Source organism: Microbacterium hydrocarbonoxydans (assembly GCF_023715885.1).
In the GTDB taxonomy this organism is placed as follows: domain Bacteria; phylum Actinomycetota; class Actinomycetes; order Actinomycetales; family Microbacteriaceae; genus Microbacterium; species Microbacterium hydrocarbonoxydans_C.
In genome coordinates this window covers 778,639-798,792 of record NZ_JAMBOY010000002.1, presented here as the reverse complement: position 1 = coordinate 798,792, position 20,154 = coordinate 778,639, and the positions used below count along the sequence as shown (strand labels likewise).

22 protein-coding genes are annotated in these 20,154 nt (G+C 69.5%); 19 read left to right on the top strand and 3 right to left on the bottom strand.

The annotated features are described in order from the left end of the window. Positions 1-61: 61 nt before the first annotated feature. From M3195_RS08045 to glmM, 6 genes are all read left to right on the top strand, one after another. Complete coding sequence (locus tag M3195_RS08045; RefSeq protein WP_251586321.1) at positions 62-955, top strand: hypothetical protein; 894 nt, start codon at positions 62-64, stop codon at positions 953-955. 43 nt (positions 956-998) lie between these two features. Then, positions 999-1,667, top strand: coding sequence for an endonuclease/exonuclease/phosphatase family protein (locus M3195_RS08040; protein ID WP_251586319.1), 669 nt, complete (start codon positions 999-1,001; stop codon positions 1,665-1,667). 69 nt (positions 1,668-1,736) lie between these two features. Beyond that, the gene (locus tag M3195_RS08035) at positions 1,737-2,486 is read left to right on the top strand and encodes an MBL fold metallo-hydrolase (RefSeq protein ID WP_251586317.1); all 750 of its coding nucleotides are present in this window, start codon (positions 1,737-1,739) and stop codon (positions 2,484-2,486) included. 182 nt (positions 2,487-2,668) lie between these two features. Then, entirely contained in the window at positions 2,669-3,115 is a 447-nt protein-coding gene (gene rplM, locus M3195_RS08030; protein ID WP_096714317.1) for a 50S ribosomal protein L13, read from the top strand. 26 nt (positions 3,116-3,141) lie between these two features. After that, complete coding sequence (gene rpsI / locus M3195_RS08025) at positions 3,142-3,627, top strand: 30S ribosomal protein S9 (protein WP_096714316.1); 486 nt, start codon at positions 3,142-3,144, stop codon at positions 3,625-3,627. Positions 3,628-3,641: 14 nt separating this feature from the next. After that, on the top strand, positions 3,642-5,000 hold the full coding sequence (gene glmM / locus M3195_RS08020) for a phosphoglucosamine mutase (protein ID WP_251586315.1): 1,359 nt from the start codon (positions 3,642-3,644) through the stop codon (positions 4,998-5,000). A gap of 57 nt (positions 5,001-5,057) precedes the next feature. On the opposite strand, the gene M3195_RS08015 is transcribed toward glmM, so the two are convergent. After that, on the bottom strand, positions 5,058-5,963 hold the full coding sequence (locus tag M3195_RS08015; protein WP_251586313.1) for a Ppx/GppA phosphatase family protein: 906 nt from the start codon (positions 5,961-5,963) through the stop codon (positions 5,058-5,060). Between the two features lie 36 nt (positions 5,964-5,999). On the opposite strand from M3195_RS08015, the gene coaA reads away from it, so the two are divergent. Beyond that, entirely contained in the window at positions 6,000-6,944 is a 945-nt protein-coding gene (coaA, locus tag M3195_RS08010; RefSeq protein WP_251586311.1) for a type I pantothenate kinase, read from the top strand. A gap of 79 nt (positions 6,945-7,023) precedes the next feature. Next, the gene (gene glmS / locus M3195_RS08005) at positions 7,024-8,871 is read left to right on the top strand and encodes a glutamine--fructose-6-phosphate transaminase (isomerizing) (RefSeq protein ID WP_251586309.1); all 1,848 of its coding nucleotides are present in this window, start codon (positions 7,024-7,026) and stop codon (positions 8,869-8,871) included. A 120-nt stretch (positions 8,872-8,991) separates the two neighbouring features. Here the strand turns inward: glmS and M3195_RS08000 are convergent, their stop codons facing one another. After that, the gene (locus M3195_RS08000; protein ID WP_251586307.1) at positions 8,992-9,825 is read right to left on the bottom strand and encodes a type IV toxin-antitoxin system AbiEi family antitoxin domain-containing protein; all 834 of its coding nucleotides are present in this window, start codon (positions 9,823-9,825) and stop codon (positions 8,992-8,994) included. A gap of 296 nt (positions 9,826-10,121) precedes the next feature. Here M3195_RS08000 and M3195_RS07995 point away from each other — a divergent pair, with 296 nt between their 5' ends. The 8 genes from M3195_RS07995 to M3195_RS07960 are packed head-to-tail and all read left to right on the top strand — an operon-like array spanning position 10,122 to position 15,977. Continuing rightward, complete coding sequence (locus tag M3195_RS07995; RefSeq protein WP_251586305.1) at positions 10,122-10,481, top strand: holo-ACP synthase; 360 nt, start codon at positions 10,122-10,124, stop codon at positions 10,479-10,481. Continuing rightward, positions 10,478-11,584, top strand: coding sequence for an alanine racemase (gene alr / locus M3195_RS07990; RefSeq protein ID WP_251586303.1), 1,107 nt, complete (start codon positions 10,478-10,480; stop codon positions 11,582-11,584). Before M3195_RS07995 ends, alr begins: the two co-directional genes overlap by 4 nt. Beyond that, positions 11,581-12,108 carry a tRNA (adenosine(37)-N6)-threonylcarbamoyltransferase complex ATPase subunit type 1 TsaE gene (gene tsaE / locus M3195_RS07985; RefSeq protein ID WP_308211571.1) on the top strand — a complete coding sequence of 176 codons (528 nt, stop codon included), beginning with the start codon at positions 11,581-11,583 and terminating at the stop codon, positions 12,106-12,108. Before alr ends, tsaE begins: the two co-directional genes overlap by 4 nt. Next, on the top strand, positions 12,105-12,725 hold the full coding sequence (gene tsaB, locus M3195_RS07980) for a tRNA (adenosine(37)-N6)-threonylcarbamoyltransferase complex dimerization subunit type 1 TsaB (RefSeq protein ID WP_251586302.1): 621 nt from the start codon (positions 12,105-12,107) through the stop codon (positions 12,723-12,725). Before tsaE ends, tsaB begins: the two co-directional genes overlap by 4 nt. Next, positions 12,722-13,210, top strand: a complete 489-nt coding sequence (gene rimI, locus M3195_RS07975; protein ID WP_251586300.1) for a ribosomal protein S18-alanine N-acetyltransferase — start codon at positions 12,722-12,724, stop codon at positions 13,208-13,210. Before tsaB ends, rimI begins: the two co-directional genes overlap by 4 nt. Then, the gene (gene tsaD / locus M3195_RS07970) at positions 13,207-14,280 is read left to right on the top strand and encodes a tRNA (adenosine(37)-N6)-threonylcarbamoyltransferase complex transferase subunit TsaD (protein ID WP_251586298.1); all 1,074 of its coding nucleotides are present in this window, start codon (positions 13,207-13,209) and stop codon (positions 14,278-14,280) included. Before rimI ends, tsaD begins: the two co-directional genes overlap by 4 nt. Beyond that, positions 14,277-14,780, top strand: a complete 504-nt coding sequence (locus M3195_RS07965; RefSeq protein WP_251586296.1) for a hypothetical protein — start codon at positions 14,277-14,279, stop codon at positions 14,778-14,780. The genes tsaD and M3195_RS07965 overlap by 4 nt, the downstream gene beginning before the upstream one ends. Positions 14,781-14,783: 3 nt before the next feature. Then, the gene (locus tag M3195_RS07960; RefSeq protein WP_251586294.1) at positions 14,784-15,977 is read left to right on the top strand and encodes a hypothetical protein; all 1,194 of its coding nucleotides are present in this window, start codon (positions 14,784-14,786) and stop codon (positions 15,975-15,977) included. 1 nt (position 15,978) lies between these two features. On the opposite strand, the gene M3195_RS07955 is transcribed toward M3195_RS07960, so the two are convergent. After that, positions 15,979-17,184 carry a class I SAM-dependent methyltransferase gene (locus tag M3195_RS07955; protein ID WP_251586292.1) on the bottom strand — a complete coding sequence of 402 codons (1,206 nt, stop codon included), beginning with the start codon at positions 17,182-17,184 and terminating at the stop codon, positions 15,979-15,981. A 158-nt stretch (positions 17,185-17,342) separates the two neighbouring features. Between M3195_RS07955 and groES the strand changes: the two genes are divergently transcribed. The 3 genes from groES to M3195_RS07940 all read left to right on the top strand — a co-directional run bounded on the left by groES (position 17,343) and on the right by M3195_RS07940 (position 20,094). Then, on the top strand, positions 17,343-17,639 hold the full coding sequence (gene groES / locus M3195_RS07950; protein WP_017203655.1) for a co-chaperone GroES: 297 nt from the start codon (positions 17,343-17,345) through the stop codon (positions 17,637-17,639). Positions 17,640-17,780: 141 nt separating this feature from the next. Further along, the gene (gene rarD, locus M3195_RS07945) at positions 17,781-18,734 is read left to right on the top strand and encodes an EamA family transporter RarD (protein WP_251586290.1); all 954 of its coding nucleotides are present in this window, start codon (positions 17,781-17,783) and stop codon (positions 18,732-18,734) included. A gap of 97 nt (positions 18,735-18,831) precedes the next feature. Then, positions 18,832-20,094: an ABC transporter substrate-binding protein gene (locus M3195_RS07940; RefSeq protein WP_251586288.1), complete on the top strand. Its 1,263-nt coding sequence runs from the start codon at positions 18,832-18,834 to the stop codon at positions 20,092-20,094. Positions 20,095-20,154 lie beyond the last annotated feature (60 nt).

Genomic DNA, 20,154 nt, shown 5'->3' with positions numbered 1-20,154 from the left:
GGTTCTGCGGAGCCGTACACTGAGGCTACGAGACGCTTCTTCACACGACGGCGAGGGGACGGTGACGGAACGCAACGACGAGCACCGTGGCGCGTTCGCGGCTGCCCTGCGCGCGGCGATCTCCGAACGCGGCATCACTCTCGCACGTCTCCAGCGCCGGCTCGTCGACGAAGGCAATCCCGTGTCGATGGCCACTCTCAGCTACTGGCGGTCGGGCGCGCGCCAACCCGAAGGCGCGCAGTCGCTGAGCGTGGTCGAGGGACTGGAGGACCAACTCGGCATGAACCGCGGGCAGCTGACCGGCCTGCTCGGCCCGTCGGCGCGGCTCGGACCGCTGGCACCGCCGCAGCTGCCGTTCGATGAGGTGCGCGAGCTGCGCGAGACCGCCGAGACCCTGACGGCACTGCGCGCGGCGACGCAAGACGCGCTCCGCGACCTCTCCACGCAGGTGACGGCCTTCGTGGGGCGGGACGGTGCGGTGGAAAGCATCACGATGCGCTCTCTCGTGCAGGCGACCAAGGGCGCGATCGCCGAGATCCCGCTGATCGACGTCGCGCCCGTCGAGACCGACGTGATGTCGGAGATCTCCGATGTGATCGGCGGTCGTGTGGACCGCGAGTACCTGCATCCCGGCGGTCTGCTCTCCGGTGTGGTCATCGCGCTCGATGAGCCGATCACGACCGGCGCGACGACGCTCTTCGAATTCACCGAGAGGTTTCCCGCGGGCTATCCGCCGCGCCAGTCCGTCTGGCACGCGACCTCCCGGCCGGCGCGCGAGACGCTGATCTGGGTGCGGTTCCATCCGGATGCCCCTCCGACCTGGTGCGAGGAGTACTGCGAGACGTCCGACGAGTACGTGACGGCGATGCGGTCGGTCGCGCACGGGGCGGTCCATGTCGCGAAGCACGGGTTCGGCCCTGGCGTGCTGGGCATCCGCTGGGGATACGACGCGTGAACGGACCCGGGGCACAGCCGCGGACGGTAACGTTGCCGAGGTCATGAAGGTCATCTCGTACAACCTGCGCAAGCACCGCGCCGCCGGTGAGTTGGTCGCGCTCGCGACCGCGCACGACCCCGACATCCTGTGCCTGCAGGAGTGCGATGTCGCGCACCTGCCGGAGCGGATCGGTGATCTCGCCCTGGCCGACGCCACCCAGGGCAACCGGCTCGGGCTCGCGATGTTCTACCGCGAGAGCGCGTTCCGGCTGCAGGGCATCCGCACCATCGGCCTGAAGAAGTCGCTGCACGACCGCATCGCGAAGCCCGCGCACGAGCGGGTGCTCGGCGCTCGTCTGCGCGACATCGACGCCGGCCGCGAGTTCATCGCCGCCTCCTTCCACGCCGCGCCGCTGACCGCGTTGAACTCGCTGCGGCGGCACCAGATCCGCGCCGCGCTCACCGAGCTCGCCACCCTCGGCGAGGGACTCCCGCAGCTCATGGTGGGGGACTACAACTACCCCGTGTTCAAGGAGAACCTCGGCCACGCGGTGCGCGAGCACGGCTATGCGCTCACCCTGAGCGACGATCACACCTACACGCGGTATCGCGTGTTCCGCGGGCACTACGACTTCGCGACCTCCGCCGGCTTCGAGATCGAGCGCGTCACCACCCTGCCGCAGGGATCGAGCGACCACCGCCCGATCCTCGTCACGGCGCGTCTCGACTGACCGCCCCCGTGCCGGCGTGGTGACGGCACGCGCCTGGACCCCGACGAGCGGATGCCGGAGACTGGTCGGATGACGATCTCCGCGCTGCTCGTGGGCGGCCCCACCCTGCATTTCTCCTACGCCGGGCTATCGATCCTCACGGACCCCACGTTCGACGCGCCGGGGGAGTACCCGGGCGGCGCCACGCTCTACAAGCTCACGGGGCCGGCCGTCCCCGCCTCCGCGCTCGGACACATCGGCGTCGTCCTGCTCTCGCACGACCAGCATCCCGACAACCTCGACGGCGCCGGGCGGGAGTTGTTGGCGACCGCCGACCTCGTGCTGGGGACGCCGGAGTCCGCGGACCGCATCCCGCACGTCACCGGCCTCGCACCCTGGGAGCGTCGTGACGTGGCATCCGTCGCCGTCACCGCCGTCCCCGCGCTGCACGGCCCGGAGGGAGCCGAGGCGCAATCGGGCACCGTGACGGGTTTCGTGCTCGAGGCCGAGGGCTGGCCGACCGTGTACGTGTCGGGCGACAACGCCTCGGTCGACGTCGTGCGCGAGGTCGTGTCGCGCTTCCCCCTGATCGACGTGGCCGTCCTGTTCGCCGGAGCCGCGAACGTCGGACGCTTCGGCGACGCCGACCTCACCCTCAACGCCAGGACCGCGCTCGAGGCGTCCGAGGTGCTCGGCGATGCGCTCGTGGTCCCCGTCCACACCGAGGGGTGGTTCCACTTCTCCGAGACCACCGAGCGGCTCGTCGGGATGTTCGCGCATGCGGGCCGCGACGACCGTCTGCGCGTGCTTCTGCCGGGGGAGCGCACCGTCATCGCCTGACGCCCGGTTTGGGGGAACGGCGCTGATGACGTAAGCTGTCTCTTTGGTACTCGACTGCCGGGTGCCGCGAACGTGAGCCCTCCACTGGCGTGTTCCCCCTCCTGCGCATCGCGCGACAGGTTGGAACCACCCCGGAGTGGGATTCACGAACCTCTCCGTTCGAACAAGAAAGCAGCACTATCGTGACGCGCACTTTCACTCCCAAGGCTGGCGAAGTCCAGCGCGACTGGGTCGTCATCGACGCCACCGACGTCGTTCTCGGCCGCCTGGCCTCGCACGCCGCAGCGCTCCTGCGCGGCAAGCACAAGCCGACCTTCGCCAACCACATCGACTCGGGTGACTTCGTCATCATCGTGAACGCCGACAAGGTCGCGCTCACCGGTCAGAAGCTCCAGAAGAAGATCGCCTACCGTCACTCGGGCTACCCGGGTGGTCTCAAGGCCGTCAACTACGCCGAGCTGCTCGAGAAGAACCCGGTCCGCGCTGTGGAGAAGGCCATCCGTGGCATGCTCCCCAAGAACAGCCTCGGCCGTCAGCAGCTGTCGAAGCTCAAGGTGTACACGGGTGGCGAGCACCCGCACGCCGCGCAGCAGCCCCAGCCGTACACCCTCGACCAGGTCGCCCAGTAAGCGCCGTACAGACTAAGGACATACTCGTGGCTGACATCCAGGACTCCACCGAAAACCTCCAGAACTTCTCGACCTCGACCCCCGAGAGCGACGCTGTCGAGGCGGCCCCCCGCCCCGTGCTCAGCGTTCCGGGTGCCGCCGTCGGCCGTCGTAAGCAGGCCATCGCCCGCGTGCGCCTCGTCCCCGGTTCGGGAACGATCACGGTCAACGGCCGTACGCTCGAGGACTACTTCCCGAACAAGCTGCACCAGCAGCTGATCAACGACCCGTTCACGGTTCTCAACCTCGCGGGCGGCTACGACGTCATCGCGCGCATCTCCGGCGGTGGCCCCTCGGGTCAGGCCGGCGCGCTGCGTCTCGGCATCGCTCGTGCCCTCAACGGCATCGACGTCGAGAACAACCGTCCGACCCTGAAGAAGGCCGGCTTCCTGTCGCGCGACGCCCGCGTCAAGGAGCGCAAGAAGGCCGGACTCAAGAAGGCCCGTAAGGCGCCTCAGTACTCCAAGCGCTAAGGTCCACTGCTCCGATGCCGATCTTTGGCACGGACGGCGTGAGAGGACTCGCCAACGGCATCCTCACCGCCGACCTGGCGCTCACCCTGGCCCAGGCGACTGCTGTCGTCCTGGGCCAGGGCCGTACTGCGGAGGCTCGCAAAGCCGAAGGCAAGCGACTCACCGCAGTGGTCGCCCGCGACCCTCGGGTCTCTGGCCACTTCCTCGAGGCCGCGGTGTCCGCGGGGCTCGCATCCTCCGGTGTCGACGTGCTCGAGGCCGGAGTCATCCCGACCCCGGCTCTCGCCTTCCTCGTCGCCGACCGTGACGCGGACTTCGGCGTGATGATCTCGGCGTCGCACAACGCTGCGCCCGACAACGGCATCAAGATCTTCGCCCGCGGCGGACGCAAGCTTCCCGACGTCGTCGAGCAGCGCATCGAGGCGGCCATGTCCGGTGAGATGCTGCGCCCGACCGGTGCCGGCGTCGGCCGGATCATCCGCTTCTCCGACGCCGAGGACCGCTACGTCGTGCACCTGCTCGGGTCGCTGCCCAACCGCCTGAACGGCATCAAGGTCGTGCTCGACTGCGCCCATGGCGCGGCATCCGGCGTCTCGCCGGAGACGTTCCGCGATGCGGGGGCCGAGGTCACCGTCATCGGCGCCGATCCCGACGGCTGGAACATCAACGACGGCGTCGGCTCGACGCACCTCGAGAACCTCGCCGAGGCCGTCGTCCGGCTGGGAGCCGACATCGGCATCGCGCACGACGGAGACGCGGACCGCTGCCTCGCGGTCGACGCGGAGGGTCGCGTCATCGACGGCGACCAGATCATGGCGATCCTCGCCGTGTCGATGAAGGAGCGCGGTCACCTGACCGACGACACCCTCGTCGCTACGGTGATGAGCAACCTCGGTCTGCACCTCGCGATGCGCGAGCACGGCATCACCGTCCGTCAGACGGCGGTCGGCGACCGCTACGTGCTCGAGGACATGAACGAGGGCGGCTATGCGCTCGGCGGCGAGCAGTCCGGGCACGTCATCATGAGCGACTTCGCGACGACGGGCGACGGTCTGCTCACCGGTCTGCACCTCGTGGCCGAGATGGCCCGCCAGAACAAGTCCATCGCCGAACTGGCGAGCGTCATGACCGTGTACCCGCAGGTGCTCATCAACGTGCGCGACGTCGACAAGGACGCCGTCGGCTCCGACGACGTCGTTCAGGCTGCGATCCGAGAGGTCGAGGCTGAGCTGGGCGATACCGGACGCGTCCTGCTGCGCAAGTCCGGGACCGAGCCGCTCGTGCGCGTCATGGTCGAAGCAGCCGACGCCGAATCCGCGCAGGCCTATGCCGATCGTCTCGCGGACGTGGTGCGCGAGCGCCTCGCGCTCTGACCACCGTCGTACGCGAGCGCTGGGTCAGGGACGCGCCTGGCCCAGCTGCTCGATGTATCACAGCAGCACTCCCTCGCGGAGCGCCCACGGCGACACCTCGAGCTCGTCGACGTCGAGCGCCGACATCGCCGTGTGCAGCGACACCGCCGCCGCGACGATCTGAAACGTGCGATCCGCGGTGATGCCCGGCAGCTCCTGACGCGCGGATGCCGGAAGACGGGCGAGCCGCGGGATCCACGATCCGAGGGCGGTGCGCGGCAGCAGCATGCGCTCGGATCCCGACCATCCGGGAACGGGGTAGCCGACGAGCTTGGCGAGCGAGCGGATCGCCTTCGACGACCCGACCACGTGGTCGGGGCGGGGGAGCCCGGCGAATCGGGGAAGGACGGCGTCCAGAGTCGCTGCGGCATGCGTGCGCAGTCTCTCGACATCGGCCTCGCCCGGCGGATCGCTCGGCAGGAACTGCACCGTCATGCGGCCGGCTCCCAGCGGGACGGATGCCGCGGCATCCGGCAGTTCCTCCCCGCCTGCCGCGATCTCGAGCGAGCCGCCGCCGATGTCGAGCAGCAGGATCTGACCGGCTGACCAGCCGAACCAGCGCCGCACGGCGAGGAAGGTGAGTTCGGCCTCGGTCTCCCCGTCGAGAACCTGCAGCGGCTGGCCGAGCGCCTCCTCGATCCGGGCGATCACGTCGGTGCCGTTCGTCGCGTCCCGCACCGCGCTCGTGGCGGTCGCGAGCAGTTCGTCGACGCGCTCCTCCTCGGCCACCCGGCGTGCCTGGCGCACCGCGTCCACGAGTGCGCGGACACCGTCATCCGAGATCGCGCCGTCGGCGGTGAGGTAGCGCATGAGGCGCAGCACGGTCCGATCGCTTGTCGTCGCGAGCGGGCGTCCGCCCGCGCGCACGTCGGCCGCCAGCATGTGAACGGTGTTGGATCCGATGTCGAGGACTCCCAGGCGCACGGCAAGAGACTACCGGTGCCCCGCTACGATGATGCGGTGACCACCGTCGACCCCGCGCTTCCGCTGTCTCCGTATCGTGAGATCGGGCGCCGGGAGTGGGCACGGCTCGCCGCGGGCCTCGATCAGCCGCTCACCGAGACCGAGGTCGTCGAGCTCCGCGGCATCGGCGATCGGCTCGACCTCACCGAGGTCAGTGAGGTGTATCTGCCGCTGAGCCGCCTGCTCAGCCTCTACGCCACGGCCACCAAACGCCTGGGGGCTGCCACGAGCGACTTCCTGCAGGAGGACGACTCGACCACACCCTTCGTCGTCGGCGTCGCGGGATCGGTCGCGGTGGGCAAATCGACGATCGCGCGCCTGCTGCGCGAGCTCATGAGCCGGTGGCCGGGAACGCCGCGCGTCGAGCTCGTCACCACCGACGGCTTCCTCTACCCCAACGCCGAACTCGAGCGACGCGGTCTCATGGACCGCAAGGGCTTTCCCGAGTCCTACGACCGTCGCTCGCTCATCGAGTTCCTCACCGAGGTCAAGAGCGGGGCCGCAGAGGTCCGTGCTCCGTTCTACTCCCACATGCGCTACGACATCGTCCCCGATGCCCACGTGGTCGTGCGGCGGCCGGACGTCGTCATCGTGGAGGGGCTCAACGTGCTGCAGCCGCCGCCCGCCCCCAACGACGTCGCGGTGAGCGACCTGTTCGACTTCTCGATCTTCGTGGACGCCGACACCTCGCATATCGAGAAGTGGTACGTCGACCGCTTCCTCGCCCTGCGGCAAGGGGCGTTCTCGAACCCCTCGTCGTACTTCAACGTGTTCGCGCACCTCACCGACGACGAGGCGATCACGACGGCTCTGGGGTACTGGAACGAGATCAACATGCCCAATCTCGTCGAGAACGTCATGCCGACCAAGCACCGGGCGCGCCTCGTGCTGAACAAGGGCGCCGACCACAGCGTCGAGAGCGTGCTCCTCCGCAAGCTCTGATCGTCGGCATCCGCGTGGTGGCGCGGTCACGCGGGTTCGTTCGGAACCTTCGCAAAATGCGGCGCTTACTCTGTACCTCATGTGTGGAATCGTCGGATACGTGGGCCCGCGGCCCAGCCAGGACATCCTTCTCGCCGGCCTCGCCCGCCTCGAGTACCGCGGCTATGACTCGGCCGGCGTCGCCGTCATCGATGAGGACGGTTCGCTCGGCATGCGCAAGAAGGCAGGCAAGCTGTCGGCGCTGCGCGACTCGCTTGCCGACGCCGCCCTGCCCGACGGCAGCACCGGCATCGGGCACACCCGCTGGGCGACGCACGGCGGCCCGACCGACGTCAACGCCCACCCGCACCTGGCGGACGAGGATCGCCTCGCCCTCATCCACAACGGGATCATCGAGAATTTCGCGACTTTGCGCGACGAGCTCGCGGCGGACGGAGTGTCGTTCCGCAGCGAGACCGATACCGAGGTGGCCGCGGCCCTGCTCGGGCGCGAGTACCGCGGCAACGGCGGCGATCTGCAGCTCGCGTTCCGCAACGTCGTCAACCGCCTCGAGGGCGCGTTCACTCTCCTCGCGATGCACCAGGACCACCCCGGCCTCGTCGTCGGCGCTCGGCGCAACTCGCCGCTCGTCATCGGCCTCGGTGAGGGCGAGAACTTCCTCGGATCCGACGTGGCCGCGTTCGTCGAGCACACCCGCAAGGCGCTCGCGATCGGACAGGACCAGATCGTCTCGATCACGCCGGATGCCGTGACCGTCACCGACTTCGCCGGAACGCCCGTCGAGGCGGAGCCCTTCGACGTGTCGTGGGATGCGGCGGCCGCCGAGAAGGGCGGATGGTCGAGCTTCATGGCCAAGGAGGTCGCCGAGCAGCCGGAGGCCGTCGCGAACACCATCCGCGGCCGCATCCAGGGAGACCGGGTGGTCATCCCGGAGCTCGACGGACTCGACGACCTGTTCACCGGTATCAACCGCGTGATCATCACCGCCTGCGGCACCGCCTCGTACGCGGCGCTCGTCGGCAAGTACGCGATCGAGCAGTGGGCGCGCGTGCCCGTCGACGTCGAGCTCGCGCACGAGTTCCGGTACCGCGACCCGGTGATCGGCGACGACACGCTCGTCGTGTCGATCAGCCAGTCGGGCGAGACCATGGACACGCTCATGGCCGTGAAGTATGCGCGCGAGCGCGGGGCCCGGACGCTGTCGATCTGCAACACCCAGGGCGCGACGATCCCGCGGGAGTCCGACGCCGTGGTCTACACGCACGCCGGCCCGGAGGTCGCTGTCGCCTCGACCAAGGCGTTCTCGGCGCAGATCACCGCTCTGCTGCTGCTCGGGCTGCACATGGGTCGCGTCCGCGGTTCGATCACCGATGCGTCGGTCGACGTCGCCGAGCTGGCCGCCCTGCCGGAGAAGATCGCCAAGGTGCTCGAGACCGAGAACGACCACGTGTCGCAGCTCGCCGGCTGGATGGCCGACACCCGCTCGGTGCTGTTCCTCGGTCGCCACGTCGGCTACCCGATCGCCCTCGAGGGCGCGCTCAAGCTCAAGGAGATCTCCTACATCCACGCGGAGGGCTTCGCCGCCGGTGAGCTGAAGCACGGTCCGATCGCCCTGATCGAGCCCGGACAGCCGGTCTTCGTGCTGGTCCCTTCGCCGCGGCACTCCGCGCTCGTGCACTCCAAGGTCGTGTCGAACATCCAGGAGATCCGCGCCCGCGGTGCCCGCGTGATCGTCGTCGCCGAAGAGGGCGACGCGGCCGTGCTGCCGTTCGCCGACGAGGTCATCCGCATCCCGCTCGCCGGTCCGATGTTCGAGCCGCTGCTCGCCGTCGTGCCGCTGCAGGTCTTCGCGATGGCGCTCGCCACGGCGAAGGGCCTCGACGTCGACCAGCCCCGTAACCTCGCGAAGTCCGTCACGGTCGAGTAGCCCGCCTGGCCGACCGGCATGCATGCCGACCGGCCTGCATGCCAAGGACGCACATGCAAGCAGACACTCCGGTGTTCGGGCATGCATGTGTGTTTCCGGCGTGCATCAGGGTCGCCGGTCTCAGGCCCGCGCGCGGTTGACGGCGGGAAGAATCGCCTGCACGACGGCATCCCAGTCGTGCACGATCATCGCGTAGTCGAACCGCAGTGTCTCGTAGCCGCGTGCAGACGCCGCGGCATCCCGGATCAGGTCGCGGTGACGGCGTTCGGCTCCGGTGTGGTTCTCGCGTCCGTCCGCCTCAAGAATCAGGCGTCCTGCGATGACGAAGTCGACTCGGCCCACGCCGTGTATCGACACCTGGCACTCGAGACGGATACCCAGCAGATGCAGTCGCAGACGCAGCAGGGACTCGAGACCGCTCTCCGCGTCGGGGCGGGCGAGGTCCAGCATCCACCGGGCGGATGCCGGCAGCGCGCGTCGGATGCGAGCCCGATCGTGTGCGGAGATCAAGCGCTGATTCCACGCTGATTCGTACGCAGCGAAGAAGGCTTCGGTGCCCAGGCATCGATAGACGTGCACGAGAACTTCGGCGAGCGGGGCGACGCCGAGGGCGGCGATGCCGGGGGAGTAATGCACCCGGCAGGTGCAATCCGGATGCGGATGCGCGCGTCCTGAACCACCGAGCCACACATGAGCGGTGCGGTCGGACGACGGCAACGTCCACACCCCGTGGGCTCGGAGAGCCGCAGCACAGGTGAGAGAACCGCCATGCACGGCCGCCGCGAGCTCCAGCGGATCGGCCGATCGTGCCGCGAACACGCCGGGGCGCACACGGGTCACTTCGCCGCTCGCGACTGCGCGTCGGAGGTGCCCACGAGTGACTCCGTACTCCTGCAGGAGATTCCCGCGCGCGATGCCGCCGAGCCGGTCCAGGAGATCTGCGGGTGCGAGCATCCTGCGATCTTCGGGCATTCGTGATCGGCGTGGTGACGATCCCCTGCAAAATCCAGGCTGATGCGCTGAATCGGCAGTTGTGCAGAAGCAGTCGCGTGACCGTTCTGCATGCCGCGAAAACAGATGCAGGTCGGAAAGGCCGGTTCTCGGTCTCCAGGCGAGTTCTCGACATGCAGGTCGGCGAGGGGAACCCGAGGGGTCCACCGACGGGCGGGGATCCTCAGCCGGGTAGCCTGTCGGTACGCAGCGCGGAGGGGGAGCACGGGACCGCGGCGGGCCGCGACTAGGCTGAACTGGTGATCATCGGGACCGGCATCGACCTCGTCGACATCCCGCGGTTCGAGCGCACTCTGGAGCGCACCCCGCGGTTGCGCGAGCGCCTGTTCGCCCCGGCCGAGCGGCCGCTTCGCCTGCCGTCGCTGGCCGCGCGCTACGCCGCGAAGGAGGCTCTGATCAAGACGCTGGGGGGCTCTGACGGCGTGCACTGGACCGAGATCGAGATCGCCTCGGAGGACTCGGGCCGCCCGCACTTCGTGCTCTCCGGCACCACGGCCGAGGTCGTGGCGGAGCGCGGAATCAGCCGTCTGCATCTGACCCTCACGCACGACGCGGGTCTCGCCGCGGCGTTCGTCGTCGCCGAGGGAGACCCGTTGTGAGCGCACCGTTCCGCGAGGCCAGGATTGAGCTGGATGCCATCAGCGACAACGTCCGGCACTTCCGCCGCCTCACGGGGGTGCAGGTCATCGCGGTCGTCAAGGCGAACGCCTACGGGCATGGGGCGGCGGCAGCAGCCGTCGCCGCGCTCGCCGGAGGGGCGACGCGTCTCGGCGTGGCTGAGATCCCCGAGGCGCTGGAACTCCGGCGCCAGGGCATCACCGCCCCGATCATGGCCTGGCTGCACGCGCCGGGGGAGCGGTTCGAGCACGCGGCCGGGCAGGACATCGAGCTCGGCATCTCGTCGTTCGACCAGCTCGAGGCTGCAGCAGCCGCGGCGAGCGTCGATCGTCCGGTCGGTGTGCACCTGAAGTTCGAGACCGGGCTGTCGCGCAACGGCATCGCTCCGGCCGACTGGCGCCGTGTGCTGGCGGAGGCCGCGCGGCTCGAGCGCATCGGCCGCCTGCGCATCGTCGGACTCTTCAGCCACCTCTCCAACACCTCCCCGCAGGACGACCGCGAGGCGCTGGCACGCTTCGAGGAGGGGGTCGCGCTCGCCGCATCGTTCGGCATCCATCCCGAGATCCGTCACATCGCCGCGACCGCCGCCGCCATCGACCTCCCCGAGATGCGACTCGACGCCGTGCGGATCGGAGTCGGCATCTACGGGCTGTCGCCCTTCGAGGACCGGTCGTCGGCGCAACTCGGCCTCCGCCCGGCGATGACCCTGCGCGGTGCCGTCGCGGCCGTGCGTCGCGTGCCGGCCGGAGCCGGGGTCTCCTACGGCTACGATCACCGTGCTCCGCACGACACGACCCTCGTGCTGGTGCCTCTCGGCTATGCCGACGGGGTGCCGCGGCACGCGTCGGGCCGTCTGCCGGTCTCGATCAACGGACGCCGCTATACGAACGTCGGCCGCATCGCGATGGACCAGTTCGTCGTCGACGTCGGCGACTCCCCGGTGTCGATAGGCGACGAGGTCGTGCTGTTCGGCGATCCGACGCTCGGGGTGCCGTCGGCCGCGGAATGGGCGAACGCGGCATCCACCATCGACTACGAGATCGTCACCCGCATCGGCGCACGTGTTCCCAGGAGGTCGGCGTGAGCGTCGATCCGGCGATCTTCGGGCGCCATGACATCGAGACTTCGGACGCGATGGAGCATCTCGGCCGCCGTATCGGCGAGAAGCTCGAGGCGGGCGACCTGCTGATCCTCACCGGCCCGCTGGGCGCGGGCAAGACGACGTTCACCCGCGGCCTCGCCGAGGGGCTGGGGGTGCGCGGACCGGTGCAGAGCCCGACGTTCGTCATCGCCCGCACGCATCCGTCGCTCGTCGGTCGGGCGCCGCTCGTGCACGTCGATGCGTACCGGCTGGGCTCGGGCGCGGAGCTGGAGGACCTCGACCTCGACCTCGTCCGCTCCGTCGTCGTGATCGAGTGGGGTCGGGGCATGGCGGAGGAGCTCGCGGACAGCTGGTGGGACATCGAGCTCGAGCGGCCGGTCGGCGCCGGCGGCGGGGATGACCTGGACCCGTCGGAGCTCGACGCGGATGCCCCGCGACACGTGACGATCACCCGCGCCTCGCGCTCAGGGACCGTCGACGGAGGGGCGACTACCCTGGAGAGGTGATCCTCGCCGTCGACACCTCCCTGGGCACTGCCGTCGCGATCGTCGGCGACGACGGTGCGCGCTCCGAGGCGTCGACGGCCGATCCGCTCGGTCACGCCGAGGTGATCGGCGATCTGCTGCACCGCGTGATCGACGACGCGAACGCGGCTCCGATCACCTACGTCGTCGCAGGCATGGGCCCTGGGCCCTTCACGGGCCTCCGCATCGGCATCGCCGCCGCGCGCGCGTTCGCGCTCGGTCGCGAGATCCCCGTCGTCTCCGTCCCGAGTCACTTCGCCCCCGCTCTGCACGCGATCGAGACGGATGCCGTGGCCGGCCCCTTCGCGATCGTCACCGACGCGCGGCGCCGTGAGGTGGCGGTGACGGTCTTCGATGGGACGGATGCCGACGGCATCCCCGGCATCGTCGCCGACACCGTTCTGGTGCCGCGCGTCGAACTCGACTCCACGCTCGACGGGGTGCGTGCGATCGAGGTCGCCACGCTGTCGGCCGCCGACCTCGCCGTCGTCGGGGAGCGTGCTCTGCGCGCCGGTCGCACCCTCGCGGGCGACGAGCCGCTCTACATGCGGCATCCTGACGTCTCGATGCCCGGAGCGCCGAAGAAGGTCGGGCTGTGACCCTCCGCGCGGCGACGCCCGACGACCTCGACGCCATCATGGCGATAGAGCACCGTTCGTTCCCGACGGACGCGTGGAGCTCCGAGGCGATGGCGATCGAGCTGTCGAGCCCCCATGGACGCTATCTCGTCGACGAGCATGAGGGCGCGGTGATCGGCTACGGCGGGGTGCGGGCGCTGCGCGGCTCCGCCGACGCCGACATCCAGACCATCGCGTTCGACGCCGAGTACCGAGGCGCCGGGCGCGGACGCGCACTGCTGCGGGCGCTGCTCGACACGGCCGCCGAACGGGGAGCCCGGGAGGTGTTCCTCGAGGTCCGCGCCGACAACCCGGGCGCCGAGGGCCTCTACCGCTCGGAGGGGTTCGAGGAGATCGGGCGACGCCCCCGCTACTACCAGCCCGATGATGTCGACGCGATCGTGATGCGTCTCGTGCTGCAGCACGCGCGAGGCGCGACGGATGCCGCAGAGGAGGCCACCGCATGACCGAGCCCCTGGTGCTGGGCATCGAGACCAGCTGCGACGAGACCGGGATCGGGATCGTCCGCGGTCGGACGCTGCTGTCGAACACGATCGCGTCGAGCATGGACGAGCACGCGCGCTACGGCGGCGTCGTGCCCGAGGTAGCCGCGCGGGCGCACCTCGAGGCGCTGCAGCCGTCGATCGACGCAGCCCTCGCCGAGGCCGGGGTCTCGCTGCACGATCTCGACGCCGTCGCGGTCACGAGCGGCCCCGGTCTCGCGGGCGCGCTCATGGTCGGGGTCGGCGCGGCGAAGGGGCTGGCGGTGTCGCTCGACAAGCCGCTGTACGCGGTCAACCACCTCGTCGGGCACATCGCCGCTGACATCCTCACCCCGGAGTCCGAGCCCCTCGAGTACCCGACCATCGCGCTGCTCGTCTCCGGCGGGCACACCTCGCTGCTGCACGTGCGCGACCTCACGACCGACGTCGAGATGCTGGGCGAGACCATGGACGACGCTGCGGGCGAGGCGTTCGACAAGGTCGCCAGGCTGCTGTCGCTCCCGTACCCCGGCGGTCCGGAGATCGACCGCGCGGCCGCGGACGGAGATCCCGATGCCATCCGTTTCCCGCGCGGGCTGTCGCGGGCGTCGGATATGGCGAAGCACCGCTACGACTTCTCGTTCTCCGGGCTGAAGACCGCGGTCGCGCGGTGGGTCGAGCGGTGCGAGGCGGAGGGAGCACCGGTGCCCGTGGCGGATGTGGCGGCGAGCTTCCGCGAAGCCGTGGTCGACGTCCTGGTGACGAAGGCCCTCGCGGCCTGCGCCGACCTCGGCGTCCCGCGCCTGCTGCTCGGAGGCGGCGTGATCGCCAACCGACGGCTGCGCGAGGTCGCGCTGGCGCGCGCCGAGGCTGCAGGGGTGACGGTGCGCATACCCCCGCTGTCGCTGTGCACCGACAACGGGGCGATGATCGCCGCCCTCGCCGCCGAACTCGTCTCGTCGGGACGCCGCCCGTCGACGCTCGCCTTCGGTGCGGATTCGACGCTGCCGGTCACCGAGATCCAGGTGGCCGAGCGTGTGCCGGTGTCGTCATGACCGATTCCCCCCGGACCCCGGGCGGCGGCCCCTCGGACTCGCCGCACGAACGCCCCGTTCCCCGCACGACGGTCGAACGACCGAGCGGCGAGGTCGAACGTCCGGCGGGTTCCGCACGTCTCCCGGGTGCGCGGCGCGACGGCTACGCGAAGCTCCCCACCGGTCCCGTAACCGTGGAACCGGTGGTCGCGACAGGCCCGATCGCCGACGACACCCGACACGACGACTGGCAGCCCGCCGCGGACGCCTCGGTCGGCGACGACACCCGGCTCGCTCCATGGGCCCTCGTCGCGGCGATCGTCGCGCTGGGAGCGTCGTTCTTCGTGGGGTGGGGCATCCCGATCGCCGTGGTCGCGGTGATCGCCGCGATCATGTCGCTGCGCCGTCCCGTCGAGAGCCGAGCGATCGCCCGTTGGGCGCTGGTGCTGGGCCTCGCAGCGACGGTCTACAGCCTGGGGTGGCTCGTCTGGGCGGGAATGCAGTTCGAGAGGCTCGGGTAGCGCATGCTGCACGCCGATGAGATCGAGGAGCTGCGCGCCCTGCAGGCGCGCGCCTACGGTCGCGGCGGCGCATTGACGGATGCCGAGGCTCGGCGCTTGATGGAGCTCGAGTCGTCACGGAGCAGCGCGCTTGACGATCACGTCCATGGTGCGGGCGGGCTCGCTCCGGATGCGGAGCCCGAGGTCGCTCCCGAACTCCCCGTGGTAACGGAGTCCGGCGCTCGAGGCCGAACCGGCGACGTTTCCGACTTCGCGTCCGATTCACCTCCGGAGCACAGCGTCTCGCCGGTTCCCGCGCGGTCCGGTCTCGGCGCCGCCGTCCGCGACCATACGAAGGCCGCCGTCGCGGCATCCGCTGCCCTCCTCCTCATCGGGGTGGGCGCGGGCTGGGCCCTGTTCGGTGCCGAGGGCGTCGAATCGGCGCTCACCGCCGGACAGCAGGAGCGACGTCTCGAGCTGCAGGCCGACGGCGAGTACGACGACGGCTCCGTGCGCCTCGTCGCCGAGGACGACGACGCCGTCGTCTGGTACGCCACGCGCGACGGTTCCGAGGAGACCTGCGTGATCCTCGACGTCGGCGAGGCGTCGCAGGAGCAGTGCGGGCCGACCGACGGGATCGAGGACACGGCGCTGAGCGTGTCGGTGTCGGTTCCCGTCGATGATCCCGACGATCCGGCCGAGGCGTACGGCACGTCCGTGTCGGCGGTGCTCGCACGCGCGACCACCGGCGAGCCGCTCGCGTGGGTGCAGCGATGGGAGCCGCAGGACTCGATGCTCGGTCAGTTCGACGGTCCGGATCGTGAGCGTGCGGAAGAGCTCGTCGACCAGGGCTACCTCCCGAGCCTGTCGATCGTGGGGTACTTCCACGACCAGCCTGTCTGGGTGGCCGAGAAGCCCGCCGACGGCACGCAGAGCGGGGGAATGCTGCGCTGCATGATCGTCGACGCCACCGACGAGGCGGCGGCATGTCAGGCGTCGCAGGACAGCACCGCCGAGATCCGCGCGCTGAGCGTCGAGGAAGGCGCGGACGGCACCACCGTGACCTGGTCGCTGCACGTGCGGTTCACGAACTGGATGAACCCGTACCTGACGATCGAGCAGGGGCTGCCGGCCGACGCGGCGGGGGCATCGATCGAGCTCGGCGGCGAGTACGGAGATCCGATCCTCGTCGAGATCCCGACCGAGGGCGAGGGTTGAGCTACACCGTAGCGGGTACGCGGTCGGCGAGGATCGCGCGGCGCTGATCTCCGACGCGGGTGAGGATGAGCGTGGCGGAGGCATCTCCGCGCAGCGCGAGCTTCTTCCGGAAGGCGGCTGGGTCGACGTCCATCCCGCGCTTCTTGATCTCGACGGTGCCGATGCCCTGGGCACGGAGCACGGCGTTGATCGCCTTCGCATTCGCCGGCATGGTCTCGCGCACCCGGAACGACTGGACGAACGGGCTGGTCAGGGCGGCGTCCGAGGTGAGGTACGCGATGCGCTGGTCGAGCATTCCGGCTTCCAGGCTCCGGGCGACGTCGCCGATCAGTCGAGCGCGGATCACGGCGCCGTCGGGCTCGTGCAGGAATGCGCCGAGCTCGCGCTCGGGGGCATCCTCGGCATCCGCCCCGGCGGTCAGCTCATGGGAGCGCTCGCCGCGGATGACCAGGGCCGCACGACGCACGCCCTCGCGGGCGAGAGCGCCGGTCCAGAGCACGAGCTCCACGACACTGCCGTCGGCGCTGACCCACTGCGCCTCCGCGTCGGCGGGCAGCGCGTCGCGGTCATGCCCGGGTCCGAGCTTGATGCCGGTCGGGCGCTCCGCCGCGACCGCGAAAGCCCAGTCGAGCGAGGGGGAGTAGTCGTCGGCGGTCAGCCTTCTGGTCTCGCTGTGACCGGAGGTGCGCCGAGCCGGATCCATCCAGACGGCGAATCCGTCGGCTGTCGCGGGCAGGTTGGCCTCCGCCGTTCCGTGCTCCACGTGCGCGGAGTCGCCGAAGGGGGCGAGGTTGTAGGCGGCGATCGCGGCCGTGACCTCGTCGGCGTCGACGGCGTGGACGTCCAGGCCCGCGCCGGCGAACGCGAGCGCGTCGCCGCCGATCCCGCAACCGAGGTCGGCGACGGACGTCATCCCCGCGCGGCGCACACGCTGGGCATGCCGCGCGGCGACGCCGAGACGAGTCGCCTGCTCCAGTCCTGCGCGTGTGAACAGCATCCGTTCGGCGAACTCGCCGAACTTGGCGTGCGCTCTGGCGCGCAGCCGCGCCTGACCGACCACGGCGGAGACGAGGTCAGGGGAGTGCCCGGCCGCGCGCAGGCGCGAGACCGTCCGCGCGACGTCGGCCAACTGGTCGACGGGGCCGAGATCGTCGAGGAGCCCGAGCCCTTCCGGGGTGAGCAGTGCGCGCAACTCCGACATCTCCACGCCCTCAGCTTAGGCGGCGGATCTCGAGGAGCAGTGCGCCTCCGTTGGCACTCGCATTGCATGAGTGCCAGCCGACCGCCTACACTTGCAGTTAGCACTCTCGGGTTGAGAGTGCGAACAAGTCTTTCGTGTCAGCGTCAAGAAAGAAGAGGTAGACCGTGTCGGTTTCCATCAAGCCGCTCGAGGACCGCATCGTCATCAAGCAGGTCGAGGCCGAGCAGACCACCGCGAGTGGCCTGGTCATCCCCGACACCGCCAAGGAGAAGCCCCAGGAGGGCGAGGTCGTGGCGGTCGGCCCCGGTCGCATCGACGACAACGGCAACCGCGTTCCGCTCGACGTCGCCGTCGGCGACCGCGTGCTCTACAGCAAGTACGGCGGCACCGAGGTGAAGTTCGGCGCAGACGAGTTCCTCGTCCTGTCGGCTCGCGACGTCCTGGCGGTCGTCGTCCGCTGAGACAGCGTCTCTCGAAAGGGTCCGGATGCATGCATCCGGACCCTTTCTGCATCCGGCCATCGCGCATTCGAATCCTGCCATTCTCGTGAGGCGGCCGAGTGACGAGCAGGTGGCCCGCTCGGCCGGGACTAGGGTTGTGCGGTGACCTCGACGACCGCCGCACACCCTTCCGCACAGACCGCGGGGGTCGCGTACGCAGGCGGCGCGTACCTGCTGTGGGGGTTCCTCCCGCTGTACTTCGTGCTGTTGGCTCCCACCGGCCCCTGGGAGGTCGTGGCGTGGCGCGTCGTGCTGTCCCTGGTCTTCTGTTCGCTGCTGCTCACCGTGACCCGCGGCTGGACGACGCTCTTCGCCATCGTGCGCCAGCCCCGACTCCTCGGATGGACCGCCCTGGCGGGATTGCTCATCTACGTCAACTGGCAGGTGTTCCTGATCGGCACACTGTCGGGCCACGTCGTGGAGACCAGCCTGGGCTACTTCATCAATCCGATCGCGACGATCATCTTGGGCGTCGTCGTGCTGAAGGAGCGCATACGCCCTCTGCAATGGGCAGCCGTCGGCATCGCGACGCTGGCGGTCGTGGTCATCGTGGTCGCATACCGTGCATTCCCCTGGATCGCTTTGACGCTGGCCGCCTCGTTCGGCATCTACGGGTTGATCAAGAAGCAGATCGGTCCGGCGGTCGACGCCGTGAGCGGGCTGACACTGGAGTCATTCTGGTTGGTGCCCATCGCGGCGGTGCAGCTGATCATCGTGGCTGTGACTCCGCCCGGCATCACGCTGGGCGCCCATGGCTGGCCCCACGCGCTGCTCCTCGGCCTGGCGGGGGTGGTGACCGCCGTTCCCCTGCTGCTCTTCGCCGCGGGCACCCGCCGGGTGAACCTCGCTGTGGTCGGCATGCTGCAGTTCATCGCACCGATCATGCAGTTCCTCATCGGAGTGCTCGTCCTCCGGGAGCCGATGCCACCGGAGCGATGGGCCGGCTTCGTCATCGTCTGGGTGGCGATCGGGGTGTTCATCGCCGATTTGGTGCTGGCGTACCGGCGTTCTCGAGGGCCGTTATCCACCCGAGATCGGACTGTTTCACACCGTTAACACATCGCAACATTCACGTGCTCATGTCGAGGCTACTTTGGGGGGAACCGGTAAGCGCCCGAGTCGTGCCGGACCAACAGAAACAACAAGGAGCAGTATGAGCGTCTTCTCTAGCTCGCGCGCGCGGAAGGTCTACGGCTCGATCGCCGCAGTCGGCGCGAGCGCACTCATCCTGGCCGGATGCTCGGGGGGCACGACCCCCAGCGAGTCGTCCGCCCCGCCGGTAGACCGTGAGGATCTCACCCTCAACATCGGCACGGTCCTCCCGCAGACCGGAGCGCTGAGCTACCTCGGCCCGCCCGAGGAGGCGGGTGTCGGACTCGCGACGGCCGAGATCAACGAGGCGGCCAAGGGCATCACCGTCGAGGTCGAGTACGGCGACTCGGGCGACCCGGACAACAAGGCCTATGAGACCACCGTTCCCCGCCTGCTGGGCGGCGATGTGCAGGCTCTCATCGGCGCTGCGTCCTCCGGGGTGACGAAGCTGTTCCTCGACCAGGCCGTGAGCGCGGGAGTCATCACGTTCTCTCCCGCGAACACCTCTCCCGACTTCACCACATGGGACGATGACAACCTCTATTGGCGTACCGCGCCCAGCGACCTGCTCCAGGGCGAGGTCCTCGGCAACCTCATCGCCGAAGACGGCAACGCCACGTTGGGCATCATCTATCTCAACGACGCGTACGGCACCGGCCTCGAGGGCGTCGTCAACGAGACGTTCACGGGTTCGGGTGGTGAAGTGGTGGCCAGCGAGCCCTACAACGCCGGTGACACGAACTTCAGTGCGCAGGTCTCGTCGATCATGGCCCAGAACCCCGACGCGATCGCGGTGATCGGCTTCGAGGAGACGTCGACCATCGTCCCCTCGTTCGTGAACAGCGGCTTCGACGGCTCGAAGTTCTATTTCGTCGACGGCAACACGTCGCAGTGGGGCGCCGACATGCCGGTCTCGATCGAGGGGTCCAAGGGCACGCAGCCCGGCCCGGTGCTCGCAGACGACTTCCAGGATCGTCTGAAGGAGCAGTGGCTGAGCCAGGGCGACGGCAGCGAACTGGTCGACTTCAACTACGCGGCAGAGTCCTACGACGCCACGGTGCTGCTTGCGCTCGCCTCCCTCGCGGCCAACTCGAGCGAACCGGCCGACATCGCCGGCAAGCTGCAAGAGGTATCGGGCGGCACAGGCGACGGTGAGAAGTGCGAGTCGTTCGCGGACTGCGCCGACCTCATCCTCGACGGCAAGGCGATCGATTACGACGGATACTCCGGCGGAATCGCCTTCGACGAGGCCGGAGACCCGACCGAGGCGACCATCGGCGTGTTCCAGTACGGCGCGGACAACACGCACACGCGTCTCGACTGACACGCGCGACACGAAAAGATCCCGGCCCCGAGAATCTCTCGGGGCCGGGATCTTTTCGTG